Raw genomic sequence first — 22,557 nt, forward strand, 5'->3', positions numbered from 1 at the left:
GCGAAATATCGCCCCAATTCTAAGATTAATTTGAACCAAACTTCGGATCGTTTCCGTAACGATTGCTGCCAGAATTGCCTTCTAAACAGGCAAATACAAACAGAACTAACCAGCCAATGACCGGTACCAGATAGAGAAGCGCCCACGCACCTGAACGGTCAGTATCGTGCAGACGACGAACGCACAGAGCAATGACCGGAATGATTGTTGCTGCCAGGTAAATGAGAGAAAGGAATGGAAACTCTAAACCTAAAATCAATTGAATGACATTGATAATAGTGCCGACGATGGCGTTAATCAGAGTAAACATCCAGTACTCTTTACGACGTGCACGACCAGAGAAACCAACATAATTTTTTAATACGGCTAAATACCACTGCATAAAAACATCCCTTTAATTAAAAGTTGCGAAAGTCTATTCCGGGGATGGAGTAAATGCTATTCGTATCTTTCTTTTTCGGATGTTATAAAGGTTTTGATATTTAAGATAAATACATGGCCGTTTTTTATATGTAATTTATATAACGACATTGAAATAATTTAAATAAACATTAGTAGATTATTTATTCATCAACATGATGATAAAAGCCGGATGAGTCAGACATCCGGCGAGGAGATTTGTTTTAAGGTTCCAGTTTCGGATCTGGTCCAAAGCGGTTTTCGCCTGGCGTACCTGCCTGGCAGTTAAAGACGATGATAATCAGCCAGCCGATAAACGGAATTAAGAACAGCAGTGCCCACCACGCCGAGCGGTCGGTGTCGTGCAGGCGGCGGAACTGAACTGCCCACCATGGTAAAAACACCAGAATACCGTAGATTGTCGTCAGGATGCCTTCGCCACCGGCGCGTTGCCAGCCTAACATTTTATCCAGCAGCCCCAGCACGAACGTAAAGATGATGTTGACCAGAATAAACATCCAGTACTCTTTGCGCCGCGCACGGCCCCGGAAACCGACATATTTTTTTAGTACTTTCAGATACCAGTCCATTTTTGCCTCAATTTTGCTCAATCACTTGTTTTTAAAGCAGCAAATTAAGAATAGACGTGAATGAAATGGCAGTAAATATTATCTCGATGAATTAATAAGGCGCTGTGAAGGATAAGGGCAAGCGCAAAATTGCCAGATGCGCTACGCTTATCTGGCCTGCGCGGTCATTGCAACATATTGAATATAAATGTTTTGTAGGTTTGATAAGGCGTTTACGCCACATCCGACATGAACAACACGCACTTAGCTAATTATCAGAGGCACCTCGTAAGGTGCCTTTTTTTAACCGAAGCGAACATCTCGTCCGTGCGGTTCATCGAGATCCTGCCACGGACCAATTGAAATAATCCCCGTAGGGTTGATGGTCTTATGGCTGCAGAAGTAGTGATTACGGATGTGAGCGAAATTGACTGTTTCGGCAATTCCCGGCATCTGGTAGATATCGCGCAGGAAGCCATACAGATTCAGGTAATCGCTGATGCGGTGCTTATCACACTTAAAGTGGGTCACATACACTGGATCAAAACGCACCAGTGTGGTCCACAGGCGAATATCGGCTTCGGTTAGCTGGTTGCCGGTCAGGTAACGATGCTGACCTAAAATCTGTTCCAGCCGCGCCAGCGATTCAAACACTTTCACCACTGCCTCGTCGTAGGCTTCCTGGCTGGTGGCAAAACCGGCTTTATACACGCCATTGTTAACGGTGTCGTAAATCCAGCCATTAAGTTCGTCAATTTTCGTTTGCAGGGCTGAAGGGTAGTAATCACCGGCTTTCGCGCCCAGCGCATCAAATGCAGTATTGAACATGCGGATGATTTCCGCTGATTCGTTGCTGACAATGGTGTGGTTCTTCTTGTCCCAGAGTACGGGAACAGTGACACGTCCGCTATAGTGTGGATCGGCGTGGAGATAAAGCTGATACAGAAACTCATGTTGATAGAGTGTATCGCCGGTTGCTCCCGGAAAACTGTCATCAAAGGTCCAGCCGTTTTCCAGCATTAACGGGTTCACTACGGAAACGGAAATAAACGGTTCCAGTCCTTTGAGTTTACGCATGATCAGCGTGCGGTGCGCCCACGGGCAGGCGAGTGAAACATAGAGATGATAACGATCTTTCTCTGCGGCAAAACCGCCTTTGCCAGTGGGGCCTGGCGCGCCATCGGCAGTGAGCCAGTTACGAAATGCGGAAGCTGAACGTTGAAATTTACCGCCGGTGGATTTGGTGTCGTACCAGGTGTCATGCCAGACGCCGTCAATCAGTTGACCCATTTTTCTCTCCTCCAATAGCAAAAACGAGGAGCGTTTCTCCTCGTTTGAGACTGATGGCAAACGCAAAACTGCCTGATGCGCTATGCTTATCAGGCCTACGAGGTTTCTGCAATGTATTGAATTTGCATGTTTTTGTAGGCCGGATAAGGCGTTCACGCCGCATCCGGCATGAACAACGCGCACTTTGTCAACAATCTGAAACGAGGAGTGTTTCTCCTCGTTTGAGACTGATGGCAAACGCAAAACTGCCTGATGCGCTATGCTTATCAGGCCTACGAGGTTTCTGCAATGTATTGAATTTGCATGTTTTTGTAGGCCGGATAAGGCGTTCACGCCGAATCCGGCATGAACAACGCGCACTTTGTCAACAATCTGAAACGAGGAGTGTTCCCCCTCGTTTTTTATCGTTAAGTATAGCGCGTACTTACCACTTTTTATTCAACAGACGGTCGATGCTATACGCGCCCGGACCGGTAATCGCCAGCAGCAGGAATCCGCCAGAAATAGTCAGGTTTTTCATAAACATCAGCGAGTTCATGCCTTCTGCAAAATTGCTGTGAAATAAAAATGCCGTCAGCAGCGTAAAGCCCGCAGTAAACAGGGCAGTGGTACGTGTCAGGAAACCGAACAGGATTGCCAGACCACCACCAAACTCAAGCAGAATCACCAGTGGCAACATAAAGCCAGGGACACCCATCGCTTCCATATATTGTTGCGTACCCGCGTAGCCAGTAATTTTTCCCCAACCTGCCGTAATAAACAGAATCGGCATTAAAATGCGTGCGACCAGTACCCCAACATCTTCTAATTTTTTCATCTTACTCTCCACTGCGCCGCTCAGGCTGCTGATTGTTTTTTTGTGCAAGGGCGCGGTATTAGCGTCGTTGCTTTCGATGGAGAGAATCATAAACGTGGCGAAGCGTGATTGTTAGCAAGGAAAACTGTCAAATATTTTCAAAAAATTTGAGGAATAAGGCCGGAATGTCTCCGGCCAGAGAGGAAGTTAACCGCGAAGCTGTTGTTGCTTGAGGGTTGTTTTCACCAGACGCCAGGCGCTCCATACACCAAAACCGCGTCTGGCCCAGCGGACCAACATATTGGGATGACGAATCGTCCAGATAGCCATCACACTACTGCCAACCAGCGCCCAGGAGCGCAGACTCAGCAGCATATTCCAGCGACGATCATAAGCGCCTGTCGCCTCCAGCCATTCACGACGACTGGCGGAAAGATCCAGCCGTTGTTGCTGGATCTGGCTAAGCAGTTGCGCCTTACGTCGTTCACGTTCGACTTTACTGCTCACGGGACTCCTCCTCGAGCAGTTGCCGATCGTTTGCCAGCTCATGGCGCGTATGGCGCAGTAAGGTGGATTTACGCGATTTACGTAACGTCCAGATACCGCCAATGAGTGCCAGTAGCAGCAACACCACGGTGGTGGCAATCATCGCATTCAGGCGATATTGCGGATCAACCGCCCAGATAATCAGCACCATCAGGCTCATAAGACCAAATGCAGCGAAAAGCATCGTCAGGCCCAGCATCAGTAAAAGCTGAAAGAGATTGGCTTTTTCCTCTTCCAGCTCCACCACCGCCAGCCGCAGACGTGTCTCCACCATTTCAACCATGATGGAAACAATTCGCTGCCCGATGCCCAGAACGCTTTTACCGGGCCCTTGCGCGTGATGAGTGTCCGCCATAATTAACGACGCGACAGCAGAACGCCGAGCACTACACCGATTGCAGCGCCAATGCCCACGCCCGTCCACGGATTTTCACGCACATACTCATCGGCACGCGCCGCCGCGACACGGGTTTGTTTGGCAATGGCATCACCGGTTTCACCCAGGCGATAACGGCTCTGTTTCAGTGCCTGCTCCGCTTTGCTACGAATCTTACTCAACTCTTCTTTCGACTTCTCGCCAGATGAGCTAAGCACCTCTTCCAGCGTATCGGAAAGGGATTTCAACTCAGCACGCAGATGTTCCGTAGTGTGTTCTTTCGACATAGTTTTCTCCAGGTGAGTAAGTAGTGACTATTGTGAGTTAGTAGTCGCGCGCTTCCAGCTTTTTCAGCTCTTCCTGCGCTTCTGCCAGTTTCCGTTCGCGTTTGGCAATCTTATCGGCATCGCCTTTTTGCTTCGCCTCGGCTAAATCTTGCTGGCGTTCCGCCACCTCATCTTTCTGCTTTGCGATTTTCTTCTGATGATCGGCACGCAGCTGGCTATCTGAACAGTTGGCCCGGACTTCACTCAGGGCTTTATTCAGACCGTCAATACGATTCTGGTTTTGGTGTTTTTCGGCATAGCTGATCTCCTTAAGGATATTTTGCTCCTTTTCCTGACACAGGGTAGTGGCATAACTACCGGTACTAAGAGCAAAAAGAGAAACAGCTAAAGCGATGCGGTATTTCATTCTTGAACCTTCCATTGTGATTCGGACCTATTACAAAGGAACGATTGTCCAGACAACGAAGCGGTAGTGTTGACCACCGCCTCATTAATCATAGACAGTTACGGTGAAATCACCAAAGTGAGTGATCTGTTTCGGATAACAGGAAGTTATCCGAAGCGATGAGAGTTATCCCGCAATCGGGTTAGCCACTGCATAGCCTGACTATTATTGTCCTGCTGCGCAATGATGTAGCCATGGGGCAATGTTCTGTCGAGAACCGCTTTTGCTGCGGCACTCTGGTCGCTGGAGTCAAACGTAATTAACAGAGTGTCGTTTTTAGGGGTGATGCTTTTGAAAGGAATGCCGTGAGCGTCAAGGTGATGCCAGATTGAAAAACCGTCTGGCATCGTTGTGCCTTGATGAACGGCACGAATCGCCAGCGTAGACTCTTGCTGGCGAACCGCGGACCAGGCCAGCAACAGCGTGCCGACCAGAAGTAAAACAGCGCCGGACCAGGTTAGCTGGCGAAGCGACATGCGAGGTATTTGCATCCCTTACCCCCGATTTCCATATTTCTTTTTCCATAACACGACCAGAGAACCTGCCAGGCCAAACACCAGCAGCACCACCGGGAGCAGCATCAGGCATGACATCAGCTGGTCCTCGTACTTTAAAAATACCGGCGTTTTGCCGAGCATGTAACCCAGAGTTGTCAGGATTAATACCCACAGCAGACCGCTCATCCAGTTGAAGAACTGAAAGCGCGCGTTATTCAGCCCTGATAACCCGGCAATCGTCGGCAGCAGTGTTCTGACAAACGCAATAAAGCGACCAATTAACAGCGCCGATAAACCGTGTTTATGAAAAAGATGGTGTGCGCGTTGATGATAATGCGCGGGTAAATGAGATAGCCAGTTTTGTACGGTGCGGGTATTGCCCAGCCATCGCCCCTGAATATAGCTGACCCAGCAGCCGAGGCTGGCGGCAACGGTCAGTAGCAGAATTGTTTGCGGATAGCCCATCGCGCCTTTCGCAATCAATACGCCGACCAACACCAGTAAACTGTCGCCCGGTAAAAAGGCTGCCGGAAGCAAGCCGTTTTCAAGGAACAAAATTACAAATAAAACAAAATAGAGCATGCCAATCATCGACGGATTGGCCAGGGTTTCAAAATCCTGCGCCCACAGGGCTTGCAGCAATTGGGTCAAAAGTTCCATTCATTATTCCTGGTGAATCGGTTAACGCCACGCTGGTTTTAAAAGATGCACTACCGCAATGTTATTGCTGTTTTGGTATGTTCTGCGGGTTTGATACATCAACACAGCCTGAACTATTCCCTGTTAAATCGTGAGATAAGAAAGCATTCAAAAGCATAAATTCAAATTGAATCTAATTGTAACAAAGGTCAACGTTGTTCGTTATCAAAATTACATGTCCGTGGAGTCTGATTTTGCTGAATGCAGGGGAGGGAGGCGAGAGGATTTACACAGGCTGACACTTTATACTTTTCGCTTACCGACGAGGCAAACAGGCGCGTCGTTGCGCCTGCCGAATGGGGATTTCATTTGCTGCCGCTGGTGGCCGTATCAAGATGCACAACGGGATTTTCGGCGAACAGATAGCGGTCGGCATTGAACTCGAAATCGTCGCTGGTTTCGTTAAATAACATGATCTTGGTGTTTTCCAGATGCTGCCACATTGCCAGCTTCGCGGCATGGGGATCTTTACGAATTAACGCTTTGAGGATCTGATCGTGGTCATCGCACCAGTTATCGACAGTACGGGCATCAATATGCTCGTGCAGTTTTTTCCAGTATGGGTTATGGCTACGTTGGGTCCACATTTTTTCAACGATGGCTGCCAGGGCGGAGTTCTGCGTCGCCAGGGCAACCTGAATATGGAACTGCAAATCCCATTCGGAATCACGGAAGCATTGTTCGCCGCGCGCCTGCTCCTGGATGGCCATCAGTTTCATGATGTCCTGTTTGGTTACCTGGGTCGCTGCGAACTCGGCAATATTACTTTCGATGAGCTGACGTGCCTGAAGCAGCTCAAACGGACCGTAATTGGCGAATTCCATATTAGTGTCAGCAGACTGCTGATGGCGCGGCTGGTTGGAAACCACATGAATACCCGAGCCTTTACGCACCTCTACATAGCCTTCAACTTCAAGCATGATGATGGCTTCACGAACCACGGTGCGACTGACGTTCTTTTCATCGGCAATAAAGCGTTCAGCAGGCAGTTTATCACCCACCAGATAGACGCCCTGTTCGATGCGCTCTTTCAGATCAGCGGCAAGTTGTTGATACAAACGGCGTGGTTCAGTGATTTCCATATGCGCTCCAGGCATGATACGGCAGACTATATTTGTTATACCACTTTTGCGAGTTTAGCTCTACTCGCAGTGATGAAAAAGCCGCCTGAGAAGGCGGCTTTGAAGGGAAACTAAAACTTACACGAAGCCTTAATGTTGCGGTGCGGGATCGTTATGTGATTCCTGCGCCACCTCAATCGCCGGTTTGTTCTGCAACACAGTCCAGATAACCAGCGCACCCAGCAGGTCGAATACTGCCAGAACTGCGAACAGCGGGCTGAAGCCGATGGTGTCAGCCAGTGCACCGACTACCAGTGCAAACAGCGTACTTGCCAGCCATGCGGACATCCCGGTTAAACCGTTCGCCGTCGCCACTTCGTTACGACCGAACACGTCAGAAGAGAGCGTAATCAGTGCGCCAGACAGGGCCTGGTGAGCAAAACCACCGATACACAGCAGCATAATCGCGACATACGGGTTAGTGAACAGACCGATCATACCTGGGCCAATCATCAGCACCGCACCCAGCGTTACTACCATCTTACGGGAAACGATCAGGTTCACGCCAAACCAACGCTGGAACAGCGGCGGCAGGTAACCACCGAGGATACAACCGAGGTCAGCAAACAGCATCGGCATCCAGGCGAACATCGCGATCTCTTTCAGGTTAAAGCCGTAAACTTTAAACATGAACAGCGGGATCCACGCGTTAAAAGTACCCCAGGCAGGTTCAGCCAGGAAACGCGGTAGCGCGATACCCCAGAACTGACGGTTACGCAGGATCTGACCAACGGACATTTTCTTCGCTGTGTCAACCTGGTGCTGGGCTTCCTGACCATTAATAATGTAGTCACGTTCTTCATCGGTCAGATGTTTCTGGTCGCGCGGATGCTTGTAGAAAATCAGCCATGCCATCGCCCAGATAAAGCTCAACGCACCGGAGATGATAAATGCCATCTGCCAGCTGTGCATCACGATTGCCCATACCACCAGCGGCGGCGCAATCATCGCACCAATCGAAGAACCTACGTTAAAGTAGCCGACCGCGATGGAGCGCTCTTTTGCCGGGAACCATTCGGAACTGGCTTTCAGACCCGCCGGGATCATCGCCGCCTCTGCAGCACCTACCGCACCACGAGCAACCGCCAGGCCACCCCAGCTACCTGCCAGCGCGGTTGCGCCACAGAACACAGCCCACAGTACAGCAAACATTGCGTAACCGATTTTCGTACCCAGCACATCCAGTACATAACCTGCTACCGGTTGCATGACCGTATAAGCAGCAGAATAGGCTGCGATGATATAGGAATACTGTTGGGTGGAGATGTTTAACTCTTCCATCAGAGTTGGCGCAGCTGCCGCCACAGTGTTACGCGTCAGGTAACCAAGCACGGTGCCGAGCGTCACCAGTGCGATCATATACCAACGTAACCCTTTAATTTTACGCATGTAAAACCTCATCGTTTTGTTATATCCGCAGGAAGCGCGGCCATCATCCCGCCAGAGGCTGAAGATGTTAGTTACGACCGGGTAACCGAAAAAAAACCGGCACGCCCCGAACGTTGCCATGAAAGTTTCGTGCTAATTCGGCTTCCGTACCGGTTAACCCGATTCATCTAACAAATGAATGAATCGGCAATTTGCATTCCGTCGACTTATGATTTGCGACGGCAGAAAGATAACTTGTCATACAACTTTAAAAGGTGAGAGCCATCACAAATGTGGGAATATTTGTAGGGACATTACCTGATGACAGCGAGGCCAGTACTGGCGCGGCTTGCAGCGAGATTTACCACTTTGAGAGTAATTTTTTTAACTACGTTTATTGATCTATCTCACGAAAATATCTTCGGACTCTGGAAATTGGTGTGATAACTTTGTCAGCATCGCACCATAAGCAAGCTAGCTCACTCGTTGAGAGGAAGACGAAAATGACTCCGTTTATGACTGAAGATTTCCTGTTAGATACCGAATTTGCCCGCCGTCTGTATCACGACTACGCAAAAGACCAGCCGATTTTCGATTACCATTGCCATTTGCCGCCGCAGCAGATTGCGGAAGACTATCGTTTTAAAAACCTGTATGACATCTGGCTGAAAGGTGATCATTACAAATGGCGTGCTATGCGCACTAATGGCGTGGCTGAGCGTCTGTGTACCGGTGATGCGTCTGACCGTGAAAAATTTGACGCCTGGGCGGCGACCGTTCCGCACACTATCGGCAACCCGTTATACCACTGGACGCACCTCGAACTGCGTCGTCCATTTGGTATTACCGGCAAATTGCTTTCCCCGTCTACCGCTGACGAAATCTGGAACGAATGTAACGAACTGCTGGCGCAGGATAATTTCTCTGCGCGCGGCATCATGCAGCAGATGAACGTGAAAATGGTCGGCACTACCGATGACCCGATCGATTCACTGGAGCATCACGCTGAGATCGCCAAAGACGGCTCTTTCACCATTAAAGTGCTACCGAGCTGGCGTCCGGACAAAGCCTTCAACATCGAACAGGCGACCTTTAACGACTACATGGCGAAGCTGGGTGAAGTCTCTGATACCGACATCCGTCGTTTTGCTGACCTGCAAACTGCCCTGACCAAGCGTCTGGATCACTTCGCCGCTCACGGCTGTAAAGTGTCTGATCATGCGCTGGACGTGGTGATGTTTGCCGAAGCGAACGAAGCGGAACTGGATAGCATTCTGGCGCGCCGTCTGGCAGGCGAAACCCTGAGCGAGCACGAAGTGGCACAGTTCAAAACTGCGGTGCTGGTGTTCCTTGGCGCTGAATATGCACGTCGCGGCTGGGTACAGCAGTACCACATTGGCGCACTGCGTAATAACAACTTGCGTCAGTTCAAACTGCTGGGGCCGGATGTAGGCTTTGACTCCATCAACGATCGTCCGATGGCAGAAGAGCTGTCTAAGTTGCTGAGCAAGCAGAACGAAGAAAACCTGCTGCCGAAAACCATTCTCTACTGCCTGAACCCGCGCGATAACGAAGTGCTGGGCACCATGATCGGTAACTTCCAGGGCGAAGGTATGCCGGGCAAAATGCAGTTCGGTTCCGGCTGGTGGTTTAACGATCAGAAAGACGGTATGGAACGTCAGATGACCCAACTGGCGCAGCTCGGTCTGCTGAGCCGCTTTGTCGGTATGCTGACTGACAGCCGTAGCTTCCTGTCATACACCCGTCACGAATACTTCCGCCGCATTCTGTGCCAGATGATTGGCCGCTGGGTGGAAGCGGGCGAAGCACCGGCGGACATCAACCTGCTGGGCGAGATGGTGAAAAATATTTGCTTTAACAATGCGCGTGACTACTTCGCCATTGAACTGAACTAAGGTCTGGGGTTGATATGCAATACATCAAGATCCATGCGCTGGATAACGTCGCGGTTGCTTTAGCAGATTTGGCGGAAGGCACAGAAGTCAGTGTCGATAACCAGATTGTTACGCTGCGCCAGGATGTTGCTCGTGGACATAAATTTGCGTTAACGGATATCGCAAAAGGGGCCAACGTCATTAAATATGGCCTGCCGATTGGTTATGCATTGGCGGATATTGCGGCGGGGGAACACGTTCACGCCCACAATACGCGCACGAATCTGAGCGATCTGGATCAGTATCGCTATCAACCTGATTTTCAGGATCTGCCTGCGCAAGCGGCAGATCGTGAAGTGCAGATCTATCGTCGCGCGAACGGCGATGTCGGGGTGCGTAATGAGCTGTGGATCCTGCCAACCGTGGGTTGTGTTAACGGCATCGCGCGGCAGATCCAGAACCGTTTCCTGAAAGAGACCAACAACGCCGAAGGTACTGACGGCGTGTTCCTCTTCAGCCACACCTACGGCTGCTCGCAGCTGGGCGACGATCACATCAATACCCGCACCATGCTGCAAAATATGGTGCGCCACCCGAACGCGGGCGCAGTGCTGGTGATTGGTCTGGGCTGTGAAAACAACCAGGTTGCCGCATTCCGTGAAACGTTGGGCGATATCGATCCTGAACGCGTTCATTTCATGATCTGCCAACAGCAGGATGATGAGATCGAAGCCGGGATCGAGCATTTGCATCAGCTGTATAACGTGATGCGCAACGACAAGCGCGAGCCAGGCAAACTCAGCGAACTGAAGTTTGGTCTGGAGTGCGGTGGTTCTGACGGTCTTTCTGGTATTACTGCTAACCCGATGCTGGGGCGTTTCTCTGACTACGTGATTGCTAACGGTGGTACTACCGTACTGACCGAAGTGCCGGAGATGTTCGGCGCAGAGCAGTTGCTGATGGACCATTGTCGTGACGAAGCAACGTTTGAAAAACTGGTCACCATGGTCAATGACTTCAAGCAGTACTTTATTGCCCATGACCAGCCGATCTACGAAAACCCATCACCGGGGAACAAAGCGGGTGGTATCACCACGCTGGAAGATAAATCCCTTGGCTGTACGCAAAAAGCCGGTTCCAGTGTCGTGGTTGACGTGCTGCGTTACGGCGAGCGTCTGAAAACGCCGGGGCTGAACTTGTTAAGTGCGCCAGGTAACGATGCCGTAGCGACCAGCGCCCTGGCGGGTGCGGGCTGCCATATGGTGCTGTTCAGTACTGGTCGTGGCACGCCGTATGGTGGATTTGTGCCGACGGTGAAAATCGCCACCAACAGTGAACTGGCGGCGAAGAAAAAACACTGGATCGACTTTGACGCGGGTCAGCTGATCCACGGTAAAGCGATGCCGCAGTTGCTGGAAGAATTTATCGATACCATCGTTGAGTTTGCCAACGGTAAGCAAACCTGCAACGAGCGTAACGACTTCCGTGAACTGGCGATCTTTAAAAGCGGCGTAACGCTATAAAGTCGAAATGAGTTGTTAATAAAAAACGGCGTTTCATAATGTGAAGCGCCGTTTGCTTTTCCATACCTGCTAAGGATTTATCATGACCGCGTATTGGCTGGCCCAGGGCGTGGGTGTCATCGCCTTTCTGATTGGTATCACAACATTTTTCAACCGTGACGAACGTCGCTTCAAAAAGCAGCTTTCGGTCTATAGCGCCGTTATTGGCGTGCATTTTTTTCTTATGGGCACCTATCCCGCTGGTGCCAGTGCCATTCTTAATGCCATTCGTACGCTGATTACCTTACGCACGCGCAGCTTATGGATAATGGCGATCTTCATCGTGCTGACTGGCGGAGTTGGCCTGGCGAAGTTCCATCATCCCATGGAGCTGCTGCCGGTTATCGGCACGATTGTCAGTACCTGGGCGCTGTTCCGTTGTAAAGGGCTGACCATGCGCTGCGTGATGTGGTTTTCTACTTGTTGCTGGTTAACTCACAACATTTGGGCCGGGTCGATTGGTGGCACAATGATTGAAGGCAGTTTTCTGCTGATGAATGGCCTGAATATCATTCGTTTTTGGCGTATGCAGAGAAGGGGAATTGATCCGTTTAAAGTGGAGAAAACCCCTTCCGCCGTAGACGAAAGGGGCTAAGTATTAGTTACGCAGGGCGCTATTTGCCAGACGATCGTCTTCCGCCTGGCAAGCTGCTGCAGTGAACAGCACGTCAGTTGAAGAGTTCAGCGCGGTTTCGCAAGAGTCCTGCAATACGCCGATGATAAAGCCGACGGCAACCACCTGCATGGCGATATCGTTCGAAATACCGAACATATTACAGGCCAGCGGGATCAGCAGCAGAGAACCACCTGCCACGCCGGACGCACCACAGGCGCACAGAGAAGCCACTACGCTCAACAGCAGCGCCGTTGGTAGATCCACCGGAATACCCAGCGTATTAACCGCAGCCAGCGTCAACACGGTAATGGTGATTGCTGCGCCCGCCATATTGATCGTTGCACCTAGCGGAATAGAAACGGAATAGGTATCACGATCCAGATTCAGCTTTTCACACAGCGCCATATTCACCGGAATGTTCGCCGCAGAGCTGCGGGTGAAGAAGGCGTACACGCCGCTTTCGCGCAGGCACAGCAGCACCAGCGGGAACGGGTTACGACGAATTTTCCACCACACCAGCAATGGGTTAACCACCAGCGCCACCAGTAACATACAGCCAACCAGCACCACCAGCAGTTGCGCGTAGCCCCACAGTGTGGAGAAACCGGTGGTTGCCAGGGTAGAAGAAACCAGACCAAAAATACCGATCGGTGCGAAACGAATGACCAGTTTCACCATAAAGGTGACGGCATTCGACATATCATTGACCAGGTTTTTAGTGGTTTCGTTACCGTGACGCAGTGCAAAACCGAGGCCAATTGCCCACACCAGAATCCCGATGTAGTTACCTTTCAGCAACGCGTCGATGGGGTTGGAAACCATGCTCATTACCAGCCCACGCATCACTTCTACAATGCCTGACGGTGGCGAAATATCACTCGCGCTACTGGACAAGTGCAGGGTAGAAGGGAAGGCAAAGCTGAAGACTACCGCGGCCAGAGCAGCAGAGAAGGTGCCCAGCAGATAGAGGAACAGAATAGGGCGAATGTTGGTTTTCTGCCCGTGCTGGTGGTTAGCAATAGATGCCATTACCAGCATCAGCACCAGAATCGGCGCTACAGCTTTCAGGGCACCAACGAACAAAGTACCTAACAGACCGACAGCTTCAGCCGCCGGTTTTGAGATCCATGCCAGAAGAATCCCCAGAACAAGGCCGACCAGAATTTGTTTTACCAGGCTGCCATGAGCCAGACGCCGGAATAGCCCCGGTGAACGTTGCGTAGTCATTTTTCGATCCTTTCATTGTGTTGTCGCACATCCCTGGTGCGTTCTGTCGACGCATCTTTCAGGATGTAACAAAGTGTTTGCAAGGTCGAGTATAAGGAAAGTTACAGCTTCGGGAAGCGAAAAATGCTGGATTTTAAAGAGAGGTCATATTTTGCAACTTAATGGTTACATTTATTTGACATAAACAGAGGGAAGGACTGGTTACTGAGACTGATTAGATAACATATAGGCAAAACTATTTGGCATATGAGAACTGTTGCGCTCCTGTGATGTGCGATGCCACATAAAGTCACTGGCGCAGGGAGCGGCCAATCGCCGCTGCCCCGGCCTCCAGGGAACGCTTCGGTGATATTGACGCCACTAACACCCAAGCGATCTTTTTGTAAAGAGCTATAAGTCGGTTACATACTTAATCGCTCATCTTTGTCTGGAATGAGTTATCACCCGTAGTGGCTTAATATACAGCGAATTATCCCACCCGCTGCTTATCATGCCGATAATTCACCCAGGCGTTGATAATAAACGTCATCACCAGAATGCCAAACACCACGCCCAGCGAAACGGCGATCGGAATATGGTAGAAATCGACAATCAGCATCTTGATACCGATAAACACCAGAATTACCGCCAGACCATATTTGAGCATCGAGAAACGTTCTGCTACGCCCGCCAACAGGAAATACATCGCACGCAGGCCGAGGATCGCAAACAGGTTTGAGGTCAGCACAATAAACGGATCGGTGGTCACGGCGAAGATAGCCGGAATGCTATCCACGGCGAAAATCACGTCGCTCAACTCCACCAGAATCAGTACCAGCATCAGCGGCGTGGCATACAACAAACCATTCTTACGCACAAAGAAATGCTCGTTGTCGATGGTGTCGGTCATGCGCAAATGACCGCGCAGCCAACGCACCAGCGGCTTGTCACCAATACCTGATTCATCTTCATGAGCCAGCGCCATCTTCACGCCAGTAAACAGCAGGAAGGCACCGAAGATATACAGGATCCAGTCGAACTGCGAAATCAGCCAGCTGCCAGTGAAGATCATGATGGTACGCAGAACAATCGCCCCGAGTACGCCATACACGAGCACGCGGCGTTGTAATGCCGCCGGAACAGAGAAATAGCTGAACAACATCAGCCAGACGAAGACGTTATCGACCGCCAGTGATTTCTCAATCAGATAACCCGTGAGGAAGGCCAATGCCTGAGGGTCCGCGACTTCGCGCCCCTGTGTCTGCGCCAGATACCACCAGAAAGCGGCATTAAACAATAACGACAATGTCACCCAGACCAGCGACCAGGCCGCAGCCTGTTTCATGGTCATGGCATGTGCCCCGCGACGCCCCTGCAACAACAGGTCGATAGCCAGCATAATGACGACAACAACAGCGAATCCGCCCCATAGCAACGGCGTGCCGACAGTATTCATAGAAGTTCCTTACACATAAAAAAACGGCCAACGTCGGAAGACGTCAGCCGCTGCTTTTTATGCATAGACCTCGCCTTCCGGCAAGGTCTCACTTACAACAAAAAAGGAATACGTCTGCGTATTCCTTTCGGGTTGCCCGGTGACCGGATGTGGTTTTTCACACATCGTAATGACGATCGACCGGCAATGAAGTTACTCCCCTTTGCAGGTAACAAAGTATGACAGACCATTCGGTCAGTCAATGGTCTGTTACATCCCTTTTACACTGTTTTACTTTGGCTATTATAGTTTTACGCTATCTGCCGGAAAAATCACCCCGGTCTGGCGGCGGATCTCGGTCAGCAGCCTGGCGGTGATACGACTGACCGCCAGCCCTGGATGATCTACCAGATGTTCATCCACCAGGGTAGCGAACAGCTCTGCTTCGTACAGCATGGTATTAATATGCTGCGGTTGGGTAAGATCCTGCATCTGGCTGCCGCGCGGCACATAGCAAACTTTCTGGCATTCAGACAGTTTTTCAATCACCAGCGATCCCGCTTCGCCCTGAATCTCACTTGCCAGCACAGAATCACTGACCTTTGAGTGCTGCAAGGTAACGCTGAAATCACCGTAATCCATCACCACCACGCCGTGGGCATCCACACCACTTGCCAGCAAACTGGCGGTTGCCTGCACGCTTTTCGGTTCACCAAATAACGCCACCGCCGACGCCAGACAGTAAAAGCCGATATCCATAATTGAACCGTTGGAGAATGCCGGATTGAAGGTGTTGGGATTCTCGCCGTCCAGATAACGTTGATATCGCGAGGAATATTGGCAATAGTTGAAAAAGACTTTACGCAATTTGCCAACTTTCGGCAGTACCTGGCGTAACAAATGGAAATTCGGCAGGCTGGCGGTTTTAAATGCCTCAAACAGCACCACCTGATTTTCCCGCGCACAGGCAATGGCGGCATCCACTTCCGCCAGATTCGACGCCAGCGGTTTCTCGCAAATCACATGAATTTTATGGCTAAGGAAAAGTTGTGTCTGGGAAAAGTGCAGGGAATTCGGGCTGGCAATATACACCGCGTCAATGGCATCGCTTTCAGCCATCGCTTCCAGCGATGTAAACAGATGCTCGACAGAAAAATCATTGGCGAAGTGCTGGGCCTGTTCAAGGCTGCGGGAATAGACAGCGGTTAACTTGTATTTACCGCTCTCATGGGCGGCCTCGACGAACTGGCGGGTGATCCAGTTCGTGCCAATCACAGCGAAACGTATCATAACGCGTGGATACTCCATAAAGGGATTCTGCCGTCAATGTAGCACGCCTTTTTCATCTTCGACGTGCGCAGATACGCATTATTCTTTCGCCGGACAGCCATGCTCGCTAAACGGCCCAATCATGACCGACGGCCCGAGATATTTCGGCTGTCGATGGAGGATTTTCGCGTCAATCACTGCGCTGACGCGAGCGAGTTTCTCCCGCAGCTGAGTATAAAAACCATGTTTCATATTCAGGTCTGGTGCGTTAAACTCGATGGCATCGATGCCGTACTGTTTTGCCAGCCAGATGGCGCGTTGGTTATGAAATTCTTGCGAAATAATAGTGATATGGCTTTCACCAAACACCTTTTTGGCACGCACCACCGAATCAAGCGTTGAGAATCCGGCATAGTCGCAGAAGATGACTTTTGCGGGTACGCCTTTAGCGATCAAAGCCTGCTGCATGCCTGAGGCTTCATCGTAATTTTTACGTCCGTTATCGCCGCTCACTAGTAGCCATTTCACTTTTCCGGCGTGGTACAACTCTGCTGCGGTATCAATACGTCGGGTAAAGTAGCGATTACCCGGCCTCGCCCCCAGCAATAAACCCACGTTACGCGCCGGAACGGCGTTAACATCGTTCCAGGTCAGCTGCTTGCTGGCGTTGACCATTGCGCGATCGGCGATAAAAATTGTCGCTCCTGCCACAAGTAACAGTAAGCAGGCAAGCTTTAGAGTCCGGCGAGAAAAACAAATACGGAGAAGAAGGCGGGCAAAGGCGCGCAGCATGGTCGTTATCCTTAACGAAAGGGGGGAGGTCGATTTTAGGCGCTAAAGGAAGAAAAGATAACGCCTGACATCATTTTCAGATTTTGTCCTGCCCAAGCGACAACTGCGTTAGCCACAGCCGGGTGTCGAACTCAAGCTGGTGGTACTGCGGTTCCATATGACAGCACAACTGGTAAAACGCTTTGTTGTGCTCTTTCTCCTTCAGGTGCGCCAACTCGTGCACCACGATCATGCGCAAAAACGGTTCCGGCGCGTTGCGAAACACGGTAGCGACGCGGATCTCTGCTTTTGCTTTCAGCTTGCCGCCCTGCACACGCGAAACAGCGGTATGTAACCCGAGCGCGTTTTTCAGCACATGGATCTTGTTGTCATACATCACTTTATTGATCGGCGGGGCATTGCGCAGAAACTGATTCTTCAGATCCTGAGTATATTGCCAGAGGGCTTTATCGGTGGCGTAGTCGTGCGTTCCTGGATAGCGTTTTGCCAGCACATCGCCCAGACGCTGTTCATTAATCAGCGTGCGCACCTGGGAAAGCAACTGTTCGGGATAACCCTGAAGATAAGTAAGATTGCTCATAACCGCCCACGAAAAAGAGAAAAAGGGTATACTCACGCACCCTTTTCAGGGGCAACGTCGAAATTTTATCATTCAGGAGGGCCGATGAGCCACTTAGACAACGGTTTCCGTTCACTGACACTACAACGTTTTCCGGCGACGGATGACGTTAACCCGCTACAGGCGTGGGAAGCGGCAGATGAATATTTGCTGCAACAGTTGGACGACACAGAAATCCGCGGCCCGGTGTTAATCCTGAATGATGCCTTTGGGGCGTTAAGTTGTGCGCTGGCGGAACATAAGCCATACAGCATTGGCGACTCATACATCAGCGAACTGGCGACGCGCGAGAATTTACGCCTCAACGGGATTGATGAATCGAGCGTGAAGTTTCTCGACAGCACCGCTGACTACCCGCAGCAGCCGGGGGTGGTACTGATCAAAGTGCCGAAAACACTGGCATTGCTGGAACAGCAACTGCGCGCATTGCGCAAAGTAGTCACGCCGGATACACGTATTATTGCCGGTGCTAAAGCCCGTGACATTCACACCTCCACGCTGGAACTGTTCGAAAAAGTGCTCGGCCCGACCACCACCACGCTGGCATGGAAGAAAGCGCGCCTGATTAACTGCACTTTCAACGAGCCGCCGCTGGTTGATGCACCGCAGACCGTTAGCTGGAAGCTGGAGGGTACTGACTGGACTATCCACAACCATGCGAATGTCTTCTCACGCACCGGGCTTGATATTGGCGCGCGCTTCTTTATGCAGCATCTGCCAGAGAATCTCGAGGGTGAGGTTGTCGATCTCGGTTGTGGTAACGGCGTTATTGGCCTGACGCTGCTTGATAAAAACCCGCAGGCGAAAGTGGTGTTTGTCGATGAATCACCGATGGCGGTTGCTTCCAGCCGTTTGAATGTTGAAACCAACATGCCAGAGGCGTTGGATCGCTGCGAGTTTATGATCAACAACGCGCTCTCCGGCGTGGAGCCGTTCCGCTTTAATGCTGTGCTCTGCAACCCGCCGTTTCACCAGCAACATGCACTGACCGATAACGTTGCCTGGGAAATGTTCCACCACGCGCGCCGCTGCCTGAAAATCAACGGCGAGCTGTATATCGTTGCCAACCGTCACCTGGATTACTTCCATAAACTGAAGAAAATTTTTGGCAACTGCACCACCATTGCCACCAATAATAAATTTGTGGTGCTGAAAGCGGTGAAGCTGGGGCGTCGTCGGTAAGTCTTGTTTGTAATGCCGGATTGCGGTTGAAATGCCCGATCCGGTAAATAAGTTCATCGCTATATCATTATTTCTAATCTATTTTTCAGAATAAAATTGTTCTAAATACGAAAGGTCCGTTTAAGGACTTTTTTGTCAATTTGCTACTCTATATTATTAACAATCTTTTTCAGCATTACATCGAACGGAATAATTATGGATAAATATACTTTGCTAGGACTTGCTGTTACTGTTCCTGTTGCTCTTACATGGGCTTGGTTAGATGTAAAAAGAAAACGTAAAAAAAGAGATAATGCTCCGTTGTTAAATGATACGATGCGATTTGTTAATGGAACGCACCTTGTAATCACTGTATTAAACGGCGGTGATTATCGGTTATTAGCGGGCCATGAGTATAATAAAGATAACCGCCTTACTGCAAAAGGTCGTTGTAAACGCTTCTGGGGAGTAGAAGACATATCAGCGGGTATGGAGATGCTCCAGTCGCTTGTTGATGGTCGACATAACGAACAATTTCTTCAAGAGCTTAAACACATAACTGAAAATGTCATAAATTTAGAGACAGAGCAAAACTGGCAAACATTATTCACAAATATCACTGATAAAAAAATGCTTACTAAAATGAGAGTAATGCATGATGCGCATCTTGATTTTGGCAATAATGCGATTCTTGCATGGGATTTAAGTCGGGCAAATCATTTATTAGCAGATTATTATTTGGCTGGGTGGATAGATGAACAACGTTATATAAAAGAAGTCTTTGATGTAACATCGAAAATTCAGAAAAATTTTTCTTCATGGGACGAGTTTAATAAAAGCTATTTATATGGTTATCTTTGGTGGAGTGGGGAAGATCAACAACATGAACTTAAAAAATTAGGCTGCTATCATAATAGGGTAATGATTATAAATAAACAGAAGGATGTGGCTAATAGTCCCTTTAAATTAGACTGGGATACACCATTAAAAATAGAAACGTCACCCTACGCTTGAGCCAATTACATAAGGGCGAAAATGATTGCGATTGCCGACATCTTGCAAGCAGGAGAAAAGCTAACTGCTGTGGCACCTTTTTTGGCGGGTATTCAGAACGAGGAACAATACACCCAGGCGCTGGAACTGGTAGATCATCTGCTGCTCAACGATCCTGAAAACCCCTTGCTGGATCTGGTGTGTGCCAAAATAACCGCGTGGGAAGAATCAGCGCCCGAATTTGCTGAATTTAATGCCATGGCTCAAGCCATGCCTGGCGGTATAGCTGTGATTCGTACCCTTATGGATCAATATGGTTTAACCCTTTCCGATCTGCCGGAAATTGGCAGTAAATCGATGGTGTCACGCGTTTTGAGCGGGAAGAGGAAATTAACGCTGGAACACGCTAAAAAACTGGCAACGAGATTCGGCATTTCTCCCGCCTTGTTTATTGATTAACGCGACGTGCCGGATGCGGCGCATCCGGCGCTTCAAACAACGATTTAAATCTCCAGCGCCAACCGTGTTCCCTGGGCAATTGCCCGTCGAGCGTCCAGCTCCATAGCCACATCGCAGCCGCCAATTAAATGCACGGTTTTCCCGCTATCAATGAGCGGTTGTGCCAGCGTGCGGTTTGGCTCCTGCCCCGCGCAGATCACCACATGATCTACCGCCAAAATTTGCGGTTCGCCGTTGATCACCACATGCAGCCCGTCATCGTCGATCTTCTGGTAACTTACGCCTGGGATCATTTTCACGCCGCGCGCGAGCAGGGTGGTGCGATGGATCCAGCCCGTAGTTTTGCCCAACCCTTGCCCTGGTTTGCTGGCTTTGCGTTGAAGCATCACAATCTGTCGCGGGCTACGGGGGATCTGCATTCCCTGCGGGCTTAACCCACCACCCTGTTGCAGGCTACTGTCGATTCCCCACTCATTACAAAACTCGGTGATATTCTGGCTGGTGGACTCCCCTGGCTGACTTAAATACATCGCTGTATCAAAGCCAATCCCACCACAACCAATGATGGCGACGTTGTTGCCCACCGGCGCTTTGTCGCGCAGTGCGTCGAGATAACTCAACACCTTCGGATGATCGATCCCGTCGATGGGCGGAATGCGCGGTACGATCCCACTGGCGAGGATCGTTTCATCGAACGCCTTTAACTGATCTGCGGTCACGGTGTGATTAAGTTTCAGTGTCACGCCAGTCACTTCGATCATCCGGCGGTAGTAGCGCAATGTTTCGTAAAATTCCTCTTTGCCGGGGATCTGTTTGGCGATATTAAACTGCCCGCCGATCTCGCTATGTGCATCAAACAACGTTACCTGATGACCACGCGCTGCCGCATTGATGGCAAACGCCAGCCCCGCCGGACCTGCGCCGACCACCGCCAGATTTTTTTTCTGCACGGCGGGAAGGATCGGCATTTTGGTTTCGTGGCAGGCGCGAGGATTCACCAGGCACGAGGTGACTTTGCCGACAAAGATCTGATCGAGACAGGCCTGATTGCAGCCAATGCAGGTGTTGATCTCATCGGCTCGCCCCGATTGCGCTTTTGACAGCAGCTCCGCATCAGCAAGAAACGGTCGCGCCATCGATACCATATCGGCATCACCGCGCGAGAGAATATCGTCGGCAACCTGCGGATCGTTAATCCGGTTGGTGGTCACCAGCGGCAATGAGACGTGACCTTTCAGTTTGCGTGTGACCCAGCTAAATGCGCCGCGCGGCACTGGCGTAGCGATGGTCGGAATCCGCGCTTCGTGCCAGCCTATTCCAGTGTTGATAATGGTTGCGCCCGCCGCTTCAATGACCTGCGCCAGTTCTACCGTTTCGGTAAAAGTCCCGCCGCCTTCTACCAGGTCGAGCATCGACAGCCGATAGATAATAATGAAGTCGTTGCCGACGCGCTCGCGCACCGCACGCACTACTTCGACGGCAAACCGCATCCGGTTGCGGTAATCGCCGCCCCACTGGTCGCTACGCTGGTTGGTGCGCAGAGTCAGAAATTCGTTGATCAAATACCCTTCGGAACCCATCACTTCGACGCCATCGTATCCGGCCTCCCGCGCCAGTTGCGCGCAGCGGGCGAAATCGTCGATCAGTCGCAGGATCTCTTCATGGGTGAGTTCATGAGGAACGAAACGGTTGATGGGGGCCTGCAACGCGGAGGGCGCTACCAGATGCGGTTGGTAGCTGTAGCGTCCGGTATGCAAAATTTGCAGGGCGATTTTGCCGCCTTCCTGATGTACCGCTTCGGTAATGGTGCGATGGTGCGGGATCTGGCTGACGTCATTGAGCATTGCACCGCCTTCCATGCCAACGCCTGTTAAATCAGGTGCAATACCGCCGCTAACGATCAGCGCCACGCCGTGACGGGCGCGTTCAGCATAAAACGCCGCCAGCCGCTCGGCACCGTCCGGGTATTCCTCCAGCCCGGTGTGCATTGAACCCATCAACACGCGGTTTTTTAACGTGGTAAAACCTAAATCAAGCGGGGCAAACAGCGACGGGTAGCTCATAAATTATCCAGTATGTAAAATAATTGTTATGTGGTCGGATGAGTTCTAATTTAGCCGTCGCCGGGGAAAAGGGAAAAGGGGAATGCGGGGTTTG

Annotated in this window: 25 protein-coding genes; 6 read left to right on the forward strand and 19 right to left on the reverse strand. The window is 50.6% G+C overall.

Going from position 1 to position 22,557, the window contains the following annotated elements; all coding sequences use genetic code 11:
- Positions 1 to 25 precede the first annotated feature (25 nt).
- The 13 genes from BEB42_RS04825 to exuT all read right to left on the reverse strand — a co-directional run bounded on the left by BEB42_RS04825 (position 26) and on the right by exuT (position 8,414).
- Positions 26 to 382: a DUF805 domain-containing protein gene (locus BEB42_RS04825; RefSeq protein ID WP_001198788.1), complete on the reverse strand. Its 357-nt coding sequence runs from the start codon at positions 380 to 382 to the stop codon at positions 26 to 28.
- A 241-nt stretch (positions 383 to 623) separates the two neighbouring features.
- Positions 624 to 989, reverse strand: a complete 366-nt coding sequence (locus tag BEB42_RS04830; protein ID WP_001352918.1) for a DUF805 domain-containing protein — start codon at positions 987 to 989, stop codon at positions 624 to 626.
- Positions 990 to 1,271: 282 nt separating this feature from the next.
- Positions 1,272 to 2,258: a glutathionyl-hydroquinone reductase YqjG gene (gene yqjG / locus BEB42_RS04835; protein WP_000531184.1), complete on the reverse strand. Its 987-nt coding sequence runs from the start codon at positions 2,256 to 2,258 to the stop codon at positions 1,272 to 1,274.
- A 424-nt stretch (positions 2,259 to 2,682) separates the two neighbouring features.
- Complete coding sequence (locus BEB42_RS04840) at positions 2,683 to 3,075, reverse strand: DoxX family protein (protein WP_000732238.1); 393 nt, start codon at positions 3,073 to 3,075, stop codon at positions 2,683 to 2,685.
- A 186-nt stretch (positions 3,076 to 3,261) separates the two neighbouring features.
- Positions 3,262 to 3,561, reverse strand: a complete 300-nt coding sequence (locus tag BEB42_RS04845; protein ID WP_000096086.1) for a YqjK-like family protein — start codon at positions 3,559 to 3,561, stop codon at positions 3,262 to 3,264.
- Positions 3,551 to 3,955: a phage holin family protein gene (locus BEB42_RS04850; protein WP_000785722.1), complete on the reverse strand. Its 405-nt coding sequence runs from the start codon at positions 3,953 to 3,955 to the stop codon at positions 3,551 to 3,553. The genes BEB42_RS04845 and BEB42_RS04850 overlap by 11 nt, the downstream gene beginning before the upstream one ends.
- A 2-nt stretch (positions 3,956 to 3,957) precedes the next feature.
- Complete coding sequence (locus tag BEB42_RS04855) at positions 3,958 to 4,263, reverse strand: DUF883 family protein (RefSeq protein ID WP_000031415.1); 306 nt, start codon at positions 4,261 to 4,263, stop codon at positions 3,958 to 3,960.
- Positions 4,264 to 4,300: 37 nt separating this feature from the next.
- Positions 4,301 to 4,669, reverse strand: a complete 369-nt coding sequence (gene yqjC / locus BEB42_RS04860) for a DUF1090 family protein YqjC (protein WP_001352920.1) — start codon at positions 4,667 to 4,669, stop codon at positions 4,301 to 4,303.
- A gap of 146 nt (positions 4,670 to 4,815) precedes the next feature.
- Positions 4,816 to 5,199 (reverse strand): EnvZ/OmpR regulon moderator MzrA, encoded by a 384-nt coding sequence (gene mzrA / locus BEB42_RS04865; RefSeq protein WP_001166773.1) that lies wholly within the window; start codon positions 5,197 to 5,199, stop codon positions 4,816 to 4,818.
- Positions 5,200 to 5,202: 3 nt separating this feature from the next.
- On the reverse strand, positions 5,203 to 5,865 hold the full coding sequence (yqjA, locus tag BEB42_RS04870) for a DedA family general envelope maintenance protein YqjA (protein WP_000422149.1): 663 nt from the start codon (positions 5,863 to 5,865) through the stop codon (positions 5,203 to 5,205).
- A gap of 21 nt (positions 5,866 to 5,886) precedes the next feature.
- On the reverse strand, positions 5,887 to 5,970 hold the full coding sequence (gene yqiM, locus BEB42_RS26650; RefSeq protein WP_211180508.1) for a protein YqiM: 84 nt from the start codon (positions 5,968 to 5,970) through the stop codon (positions 5,887 to 5,889).
- A gap of 239 nt (positions 5,971 to 6,209) precedes the next feature.
- The gene (gene exuR / locus BEB42_RS04875) at positions 6,210 to 6,986 is read right to left on the reverse strand and encodes a transcriptional regulator ExuR (protein WP_000406496.1); all 777 of its coding nucleotides are present in this window, start codon (positions 6,984 to 6,986) and stop codon (positions 6,210 to 6,212) included.
- A gap of 129 nt (positions 6,987 to 7,115) precedes the next feature.
- Positions 7,116 to 8,414, reverse strand: coding sequence for a hexuronate transporter ExuT (gene exuT, locus BEB42_RS04880; RefSeq protein ID WP_001298326.1), 1,299 nt, complete (start codon positions 8,412 to 8,414; stop codon positions 7,116 to 7,118).
- Between the two features lie 482 nt (positions 8,415 to 8,896).
- Between exuT and uxaC the strand changes: the two genes are divergently transcribed.
- The 3 genes from uxaC to BEB42_RS04895 all read left to right on the forward strand — a co-directional run bounded on the left by uxaC (position 8,897) and on the right by BEB42_RS04895 (position 12,445).
- Entirely contained in the window at positions 8,897 to 10,309 is a 1,413-nt protein-coding gene (uxaC, locus tag BEB42_RS04885) for a glucuronate isomerase (protein WP_000187442.1), read from the forward strand.
- Positions 10,310 to 10,323: 14 nt separating this feature from the next.
- Entirely contained in the window at positions 10,324 to 11,811 is a 1,488-nt protein-coding gene (uxaA, locus tag BEB42_RS04890) for an altronate dehydratase (protein WP_001199344.1), read from the forward strand.
- 82 nt (positions 11,812 to 11,893) lie between these two features.
- A complete protein-coding gene (locus BEB42_RS04895; RefSeq protein ID WP_000128150.1) occupies positions 11,894 to 12,445 on the forward strand; it encodes a YgjV family protein in 552 nt (183 codons plus the stop codon).
- 3 nt (positions 12,446 to 12,448) lie between these two features.
- Here BEB42_RS04895 and sstT read toward each other — a convergent pair whose 3' ends face one another.
- The 5 genes from sstT to BEB42_RS04920 form a co-directional block, all read right to left on the reverse strand.
- On the reverse strand, positions 12,449 to 13,693 hold the full coding sequence (gene sstT / locus BEB42_RS04900; RefSeq protein WP_000211662.1) for a serine/threonine transporter SstT: 1,245 nt from the start codon (positions 13,691 to 13,693) through the stop codon (positions 12,449 to 12,451).
- A gap of 469 nt (positions 13,694 to 14,162) precedes the next feature.
- Positions 14,163 to 15,128, reverse strand: coding sequence for a TerC family membrane protein Alx (gene alx / locus BEB42_RS04905; protein WP_001098830.1), 966 nt, complete (start codon positions 15,126 to 15,128; stop codon positions 14,163 to 14,165).
- Positions 15,129 to 15,410: 282 nt separating this feature from the next.
- Complete coding sequence (locus BEB42_RS04910; RefSeq protein ID WP_001352921.1) at positions 15,411 to 16,397, reverse strand: Gfo/Idh/MocA family protein; 987 nt, start codon at positions 16,395 to 16,397, stop codon at positions 15,411 to 15,413.
- Positions 16,398 to 16,475: 78 nt separating this feature from the next.
- Positions 16,476 to 17,168: a SanA/YdcF family protein gene (locus BEB42_RS04915; RefSeq protein WP_105267188.1), complete on the reverse strand. Its 693-nt coding sequence runs from the start codon at positions 17,166 to 17,168 to the stop codon at positions 16,476 to 16,478.
- Positions 17,169 to 17,244: 76 nt separating this feature from the next.
- Positions 17,245 to 17,748 carry a M48 metallopeptidase family protein gene (locus BEB42_RS04920; protein ID WP_001295542.1) on the reverse strand — a complete coding sequence of 168 codons (504 nt, stop codon included), beginning with the start codon at positions 17,746 to 17,748 and terminating at the stop codon, positions 17,245 to 17,247.
- A gap of 84 nt (positions 17,749 to 17,832) precedes the next feature.
- Here BEB42_RS04920 and rlmG point away from each other — a divergent pair, with 84 nt between their 5' ends.
- The 3 genes from rlmG to higA all read left to right on the forward strand — a co-directional run bounded on the left by rlmG (position 17,833) and on the right by higA (position 20,400).
- Complete coding sequence (gene rlmG, locus BEB42_RS04925) at positions 17,833 to 18,969, forward strand: 23S rRNA (guanine(1835)-N(2))-methyltransferase RlmG (protein ID WP_000018675.1); 1,137 nt, start codon at positions 17,833 to 17,835, stop codon at positions 18,967 to 18,969.
- A 195-nt stretch (positions 18,970 to 19,164) separates the two neighbouring features.
- Positions 19,165 to 19,962, forward strand: a complete 798-nt coding sequence (locus tag BEB42_RS04930) for a DUF1266 domain-containing protein (RefSeq protein WP_000362256.1) — start codon at positions 19,165 to 19,167, stop codon at positions 19,960 to 19,962.
- Between the two features lie 21 nt (positions 19,963 to 19,983).
- Positions 19,984 to 20,400 carry a type II toxin-antitoxin system antitoxin HigA gene (gene higA, locus BEB42_RS04935; protein ID WP_000560266.1) on the forward strand — a complete coding sequence of 139 codons (417 nt, stop codon included), beginning with the start codon at positions 19,984 to 19,986 and terminating at the stop codon, positions 20,398 to 20,400.
- Positions 20,401 to 20,444: 44 nt separating this feature from the next.
- Here the strand turns inward: higA and fadH are convergent, their stop codons facing one another.
- Positions 20,445 to 22,463 (reverse strand): NADPH-dependent 2,4-dienoyl-CoA reductase, encoded by a 2,019-nt coding sequence (gene fadH / locus BEB42_RS04940; protein ID WP_000121498.1) that lies wholly within the window; start codon positions 22,461 to 22,463, stop codon positions 20,445 to 20,447.
- Between the last annotated feature and the right edge of the window lie 94 nt (positions 22,464 to 22,557).

It is taken from the genome of Escherichia sp. MOD1-EC5990, assembly GCF_002965285.1.
In the GTDB taxonomy this organism is placed as follows: Bacteria; Pseudomonadota; Gammaproteobacteria; order Enterobacterales; family Enterobacteriaceae; genus Escherichia; species Escherichia coli_F.

What these genes read in the sequence shown, in the direction of transcription:
- BEB42_RS04930 (WP_000362256.1), top strand. Translation starts at nt 19,165, where the DNA reads ATGGATAAATATACTTTGCTAGGACTTGCTGTTACTGTTCCTGTTGCT.
- alx (WP_001098830.1), bottom strand. Translation starts at nt 15,128, where the DNA reads ATGAATACTGTCGGCACGCCGTTGCTATGGGGCGGATTCGCTGTTGTT.
- BEB42_RS04825 (WP_001198788.1), bottom strand. Translation starts at nt 382, where the DNA reads ATGCAGTGGTATTTAGCCGTATTAAAAAATTATGTTGGTTTCTCTGGT.
- sstT (WP_000211662.1), bottom strand. Translation starts at nt 13,693, where the DNA reads ATGACTACGCAACGTTCACCGGGGCTATTCCGGCGTCTGGCTCATGGC.
- mzrA (WP_001166773.1), bottom strand. Translation starts at nt 5,199, where the DNA reads ATGCAAATACCTCGCATGTCGCTTCGCCAGCTAACCTGGTCCGGCGCT.
- yqjG (WP_000531184.1), bottom strand. Translation starts at nt 2,258, where the DNA reads ATGGGTCAACTGATTGACGGCGTCTGGCATGACACCTGGTACGACACC.
- BEB42_RS04915 (WP_105267188.1), bottom strand. Translation starts at nt 17,168, where the DNA reads ATGCTGCGCGCCTTTGCCCGCCTTCTTCTCCGTATTTGTTTTTCTCGC.
- BEB42_RS04910 (WP_001352921.1), bottom strand. Translation starts at nt 16,397, where the DNA reads ATGATACGTTTCGCTGTGATTGGCACGAACTGGATCACCCGCCAGTTC.
- BEB42_RS04840 (WP_000732238.1), bottom strand. Translation starts at nt 3,075, where the DNA reads ATGAAAAAATTAGAAGATGTTGGGGTACTGGTCGCACGCATTTTAATG.
- BEB42_RS04895 (WP_000128150.1), top strand. Translation starts at nt 11,894, where the DNA reads ATGACCGCGTATTGGCTGGCCCAGGGCGTGGGTGTCATCGCCTTTCTG.
- uxaA (WP_001199344.1), top strand. Translation starts at nt 10,324, where the DNA reads ATGCAATACATCAAGATCCATGCGCTGGATAACGTCGCGGTTGCTTTA.
- BEB42_RS04850 (WP_000785722.1), bottom strand. Translation starts at nt 3,955, where the DNA reads ATGGCGGACACTCATCACGCGCAAGGGCCCGGTAAAAGCGTTCTGGGC.
- yqjA (WP_000422149.1), bottom strand. Translation starts at nt 5,865, where the DNA reads ATGGAACTTTTGACCCAATTGCTGCAAGCCCTGTGGGCGCAGGATTTT.
- exuT (WP_001298326.1), bottom strand. Translation starts at nt 8,414, where the DNA reads ATGCGTAAAATTAAAGGGTTACGTTGGTATATGATCGCACTGGTGACG.
- uxaC (WP_000187442.1), top strand. Translation starts at nt 8,897, where the DNA reads ATGACTCCGTTTATGACTGAAGATTTCCTGTTAGATACCGAATTTGCC.
- exuR (WP_000406496.1), bottom strand. Translation starts at nt 6,986, where the DNA reads ATGGAAATCACTGAACCACGCCGTTTGTATCAACAACTTGCCGCTGAT.
- higA (WP_000560266.1), top strand. Translation starts at nt 19,984, where the DNA reads ATGATTGCGATTGCCGACATCTTGCAAGCAGGAGAAAAGCTAACTGCT.
- BEB42_RS04830 (WP_001352918.1), bottom strand. Translation starts at nt 989, where the DNA reads ATGGACTGGTATCTGAAAGTACTAAAAAAATATGTCGGTTTCCGGGGC.
- yqjC (WP_001352920.1), bottom strand. Translation starts at nt 4,669, where the DNA reads ATGAAATACCGCATCGCTTTAGCTGTTTCTCTTTTTGCTCTTAGTACC.
- BEB42_RS04855 (WP_000031415.1), bottom strand. Translation starts at nt 4,263, where the DNA reads ATGTCGAAAGAACACACTACGGAACATCTGCGTGCTGAGTTGAAATCC.
- BEB42_RS04920 (WP_001295542.1), bottom strand. Translation starts at nt 17,748, where the DNA reads ATGAGCAATCTTACTTATCTTCAGGGTTATCCCGAACAGTTGCTTTCC.
- fadH (WP_000121498.1), bottom strand. Translation starts at nt 22,463, where the DNA reads ATGAGCTACCCGTCGCTGTTTGCCCCGCTTGATTTAGGTTTTACCACG.
- rlmG (WP_000018675.1), top strand. Translation starts at nt 17,833, where the DNA reads ATGAGCCACTTAGACAACGGTTTCCGTTCACTGACACTACAACGTTTT.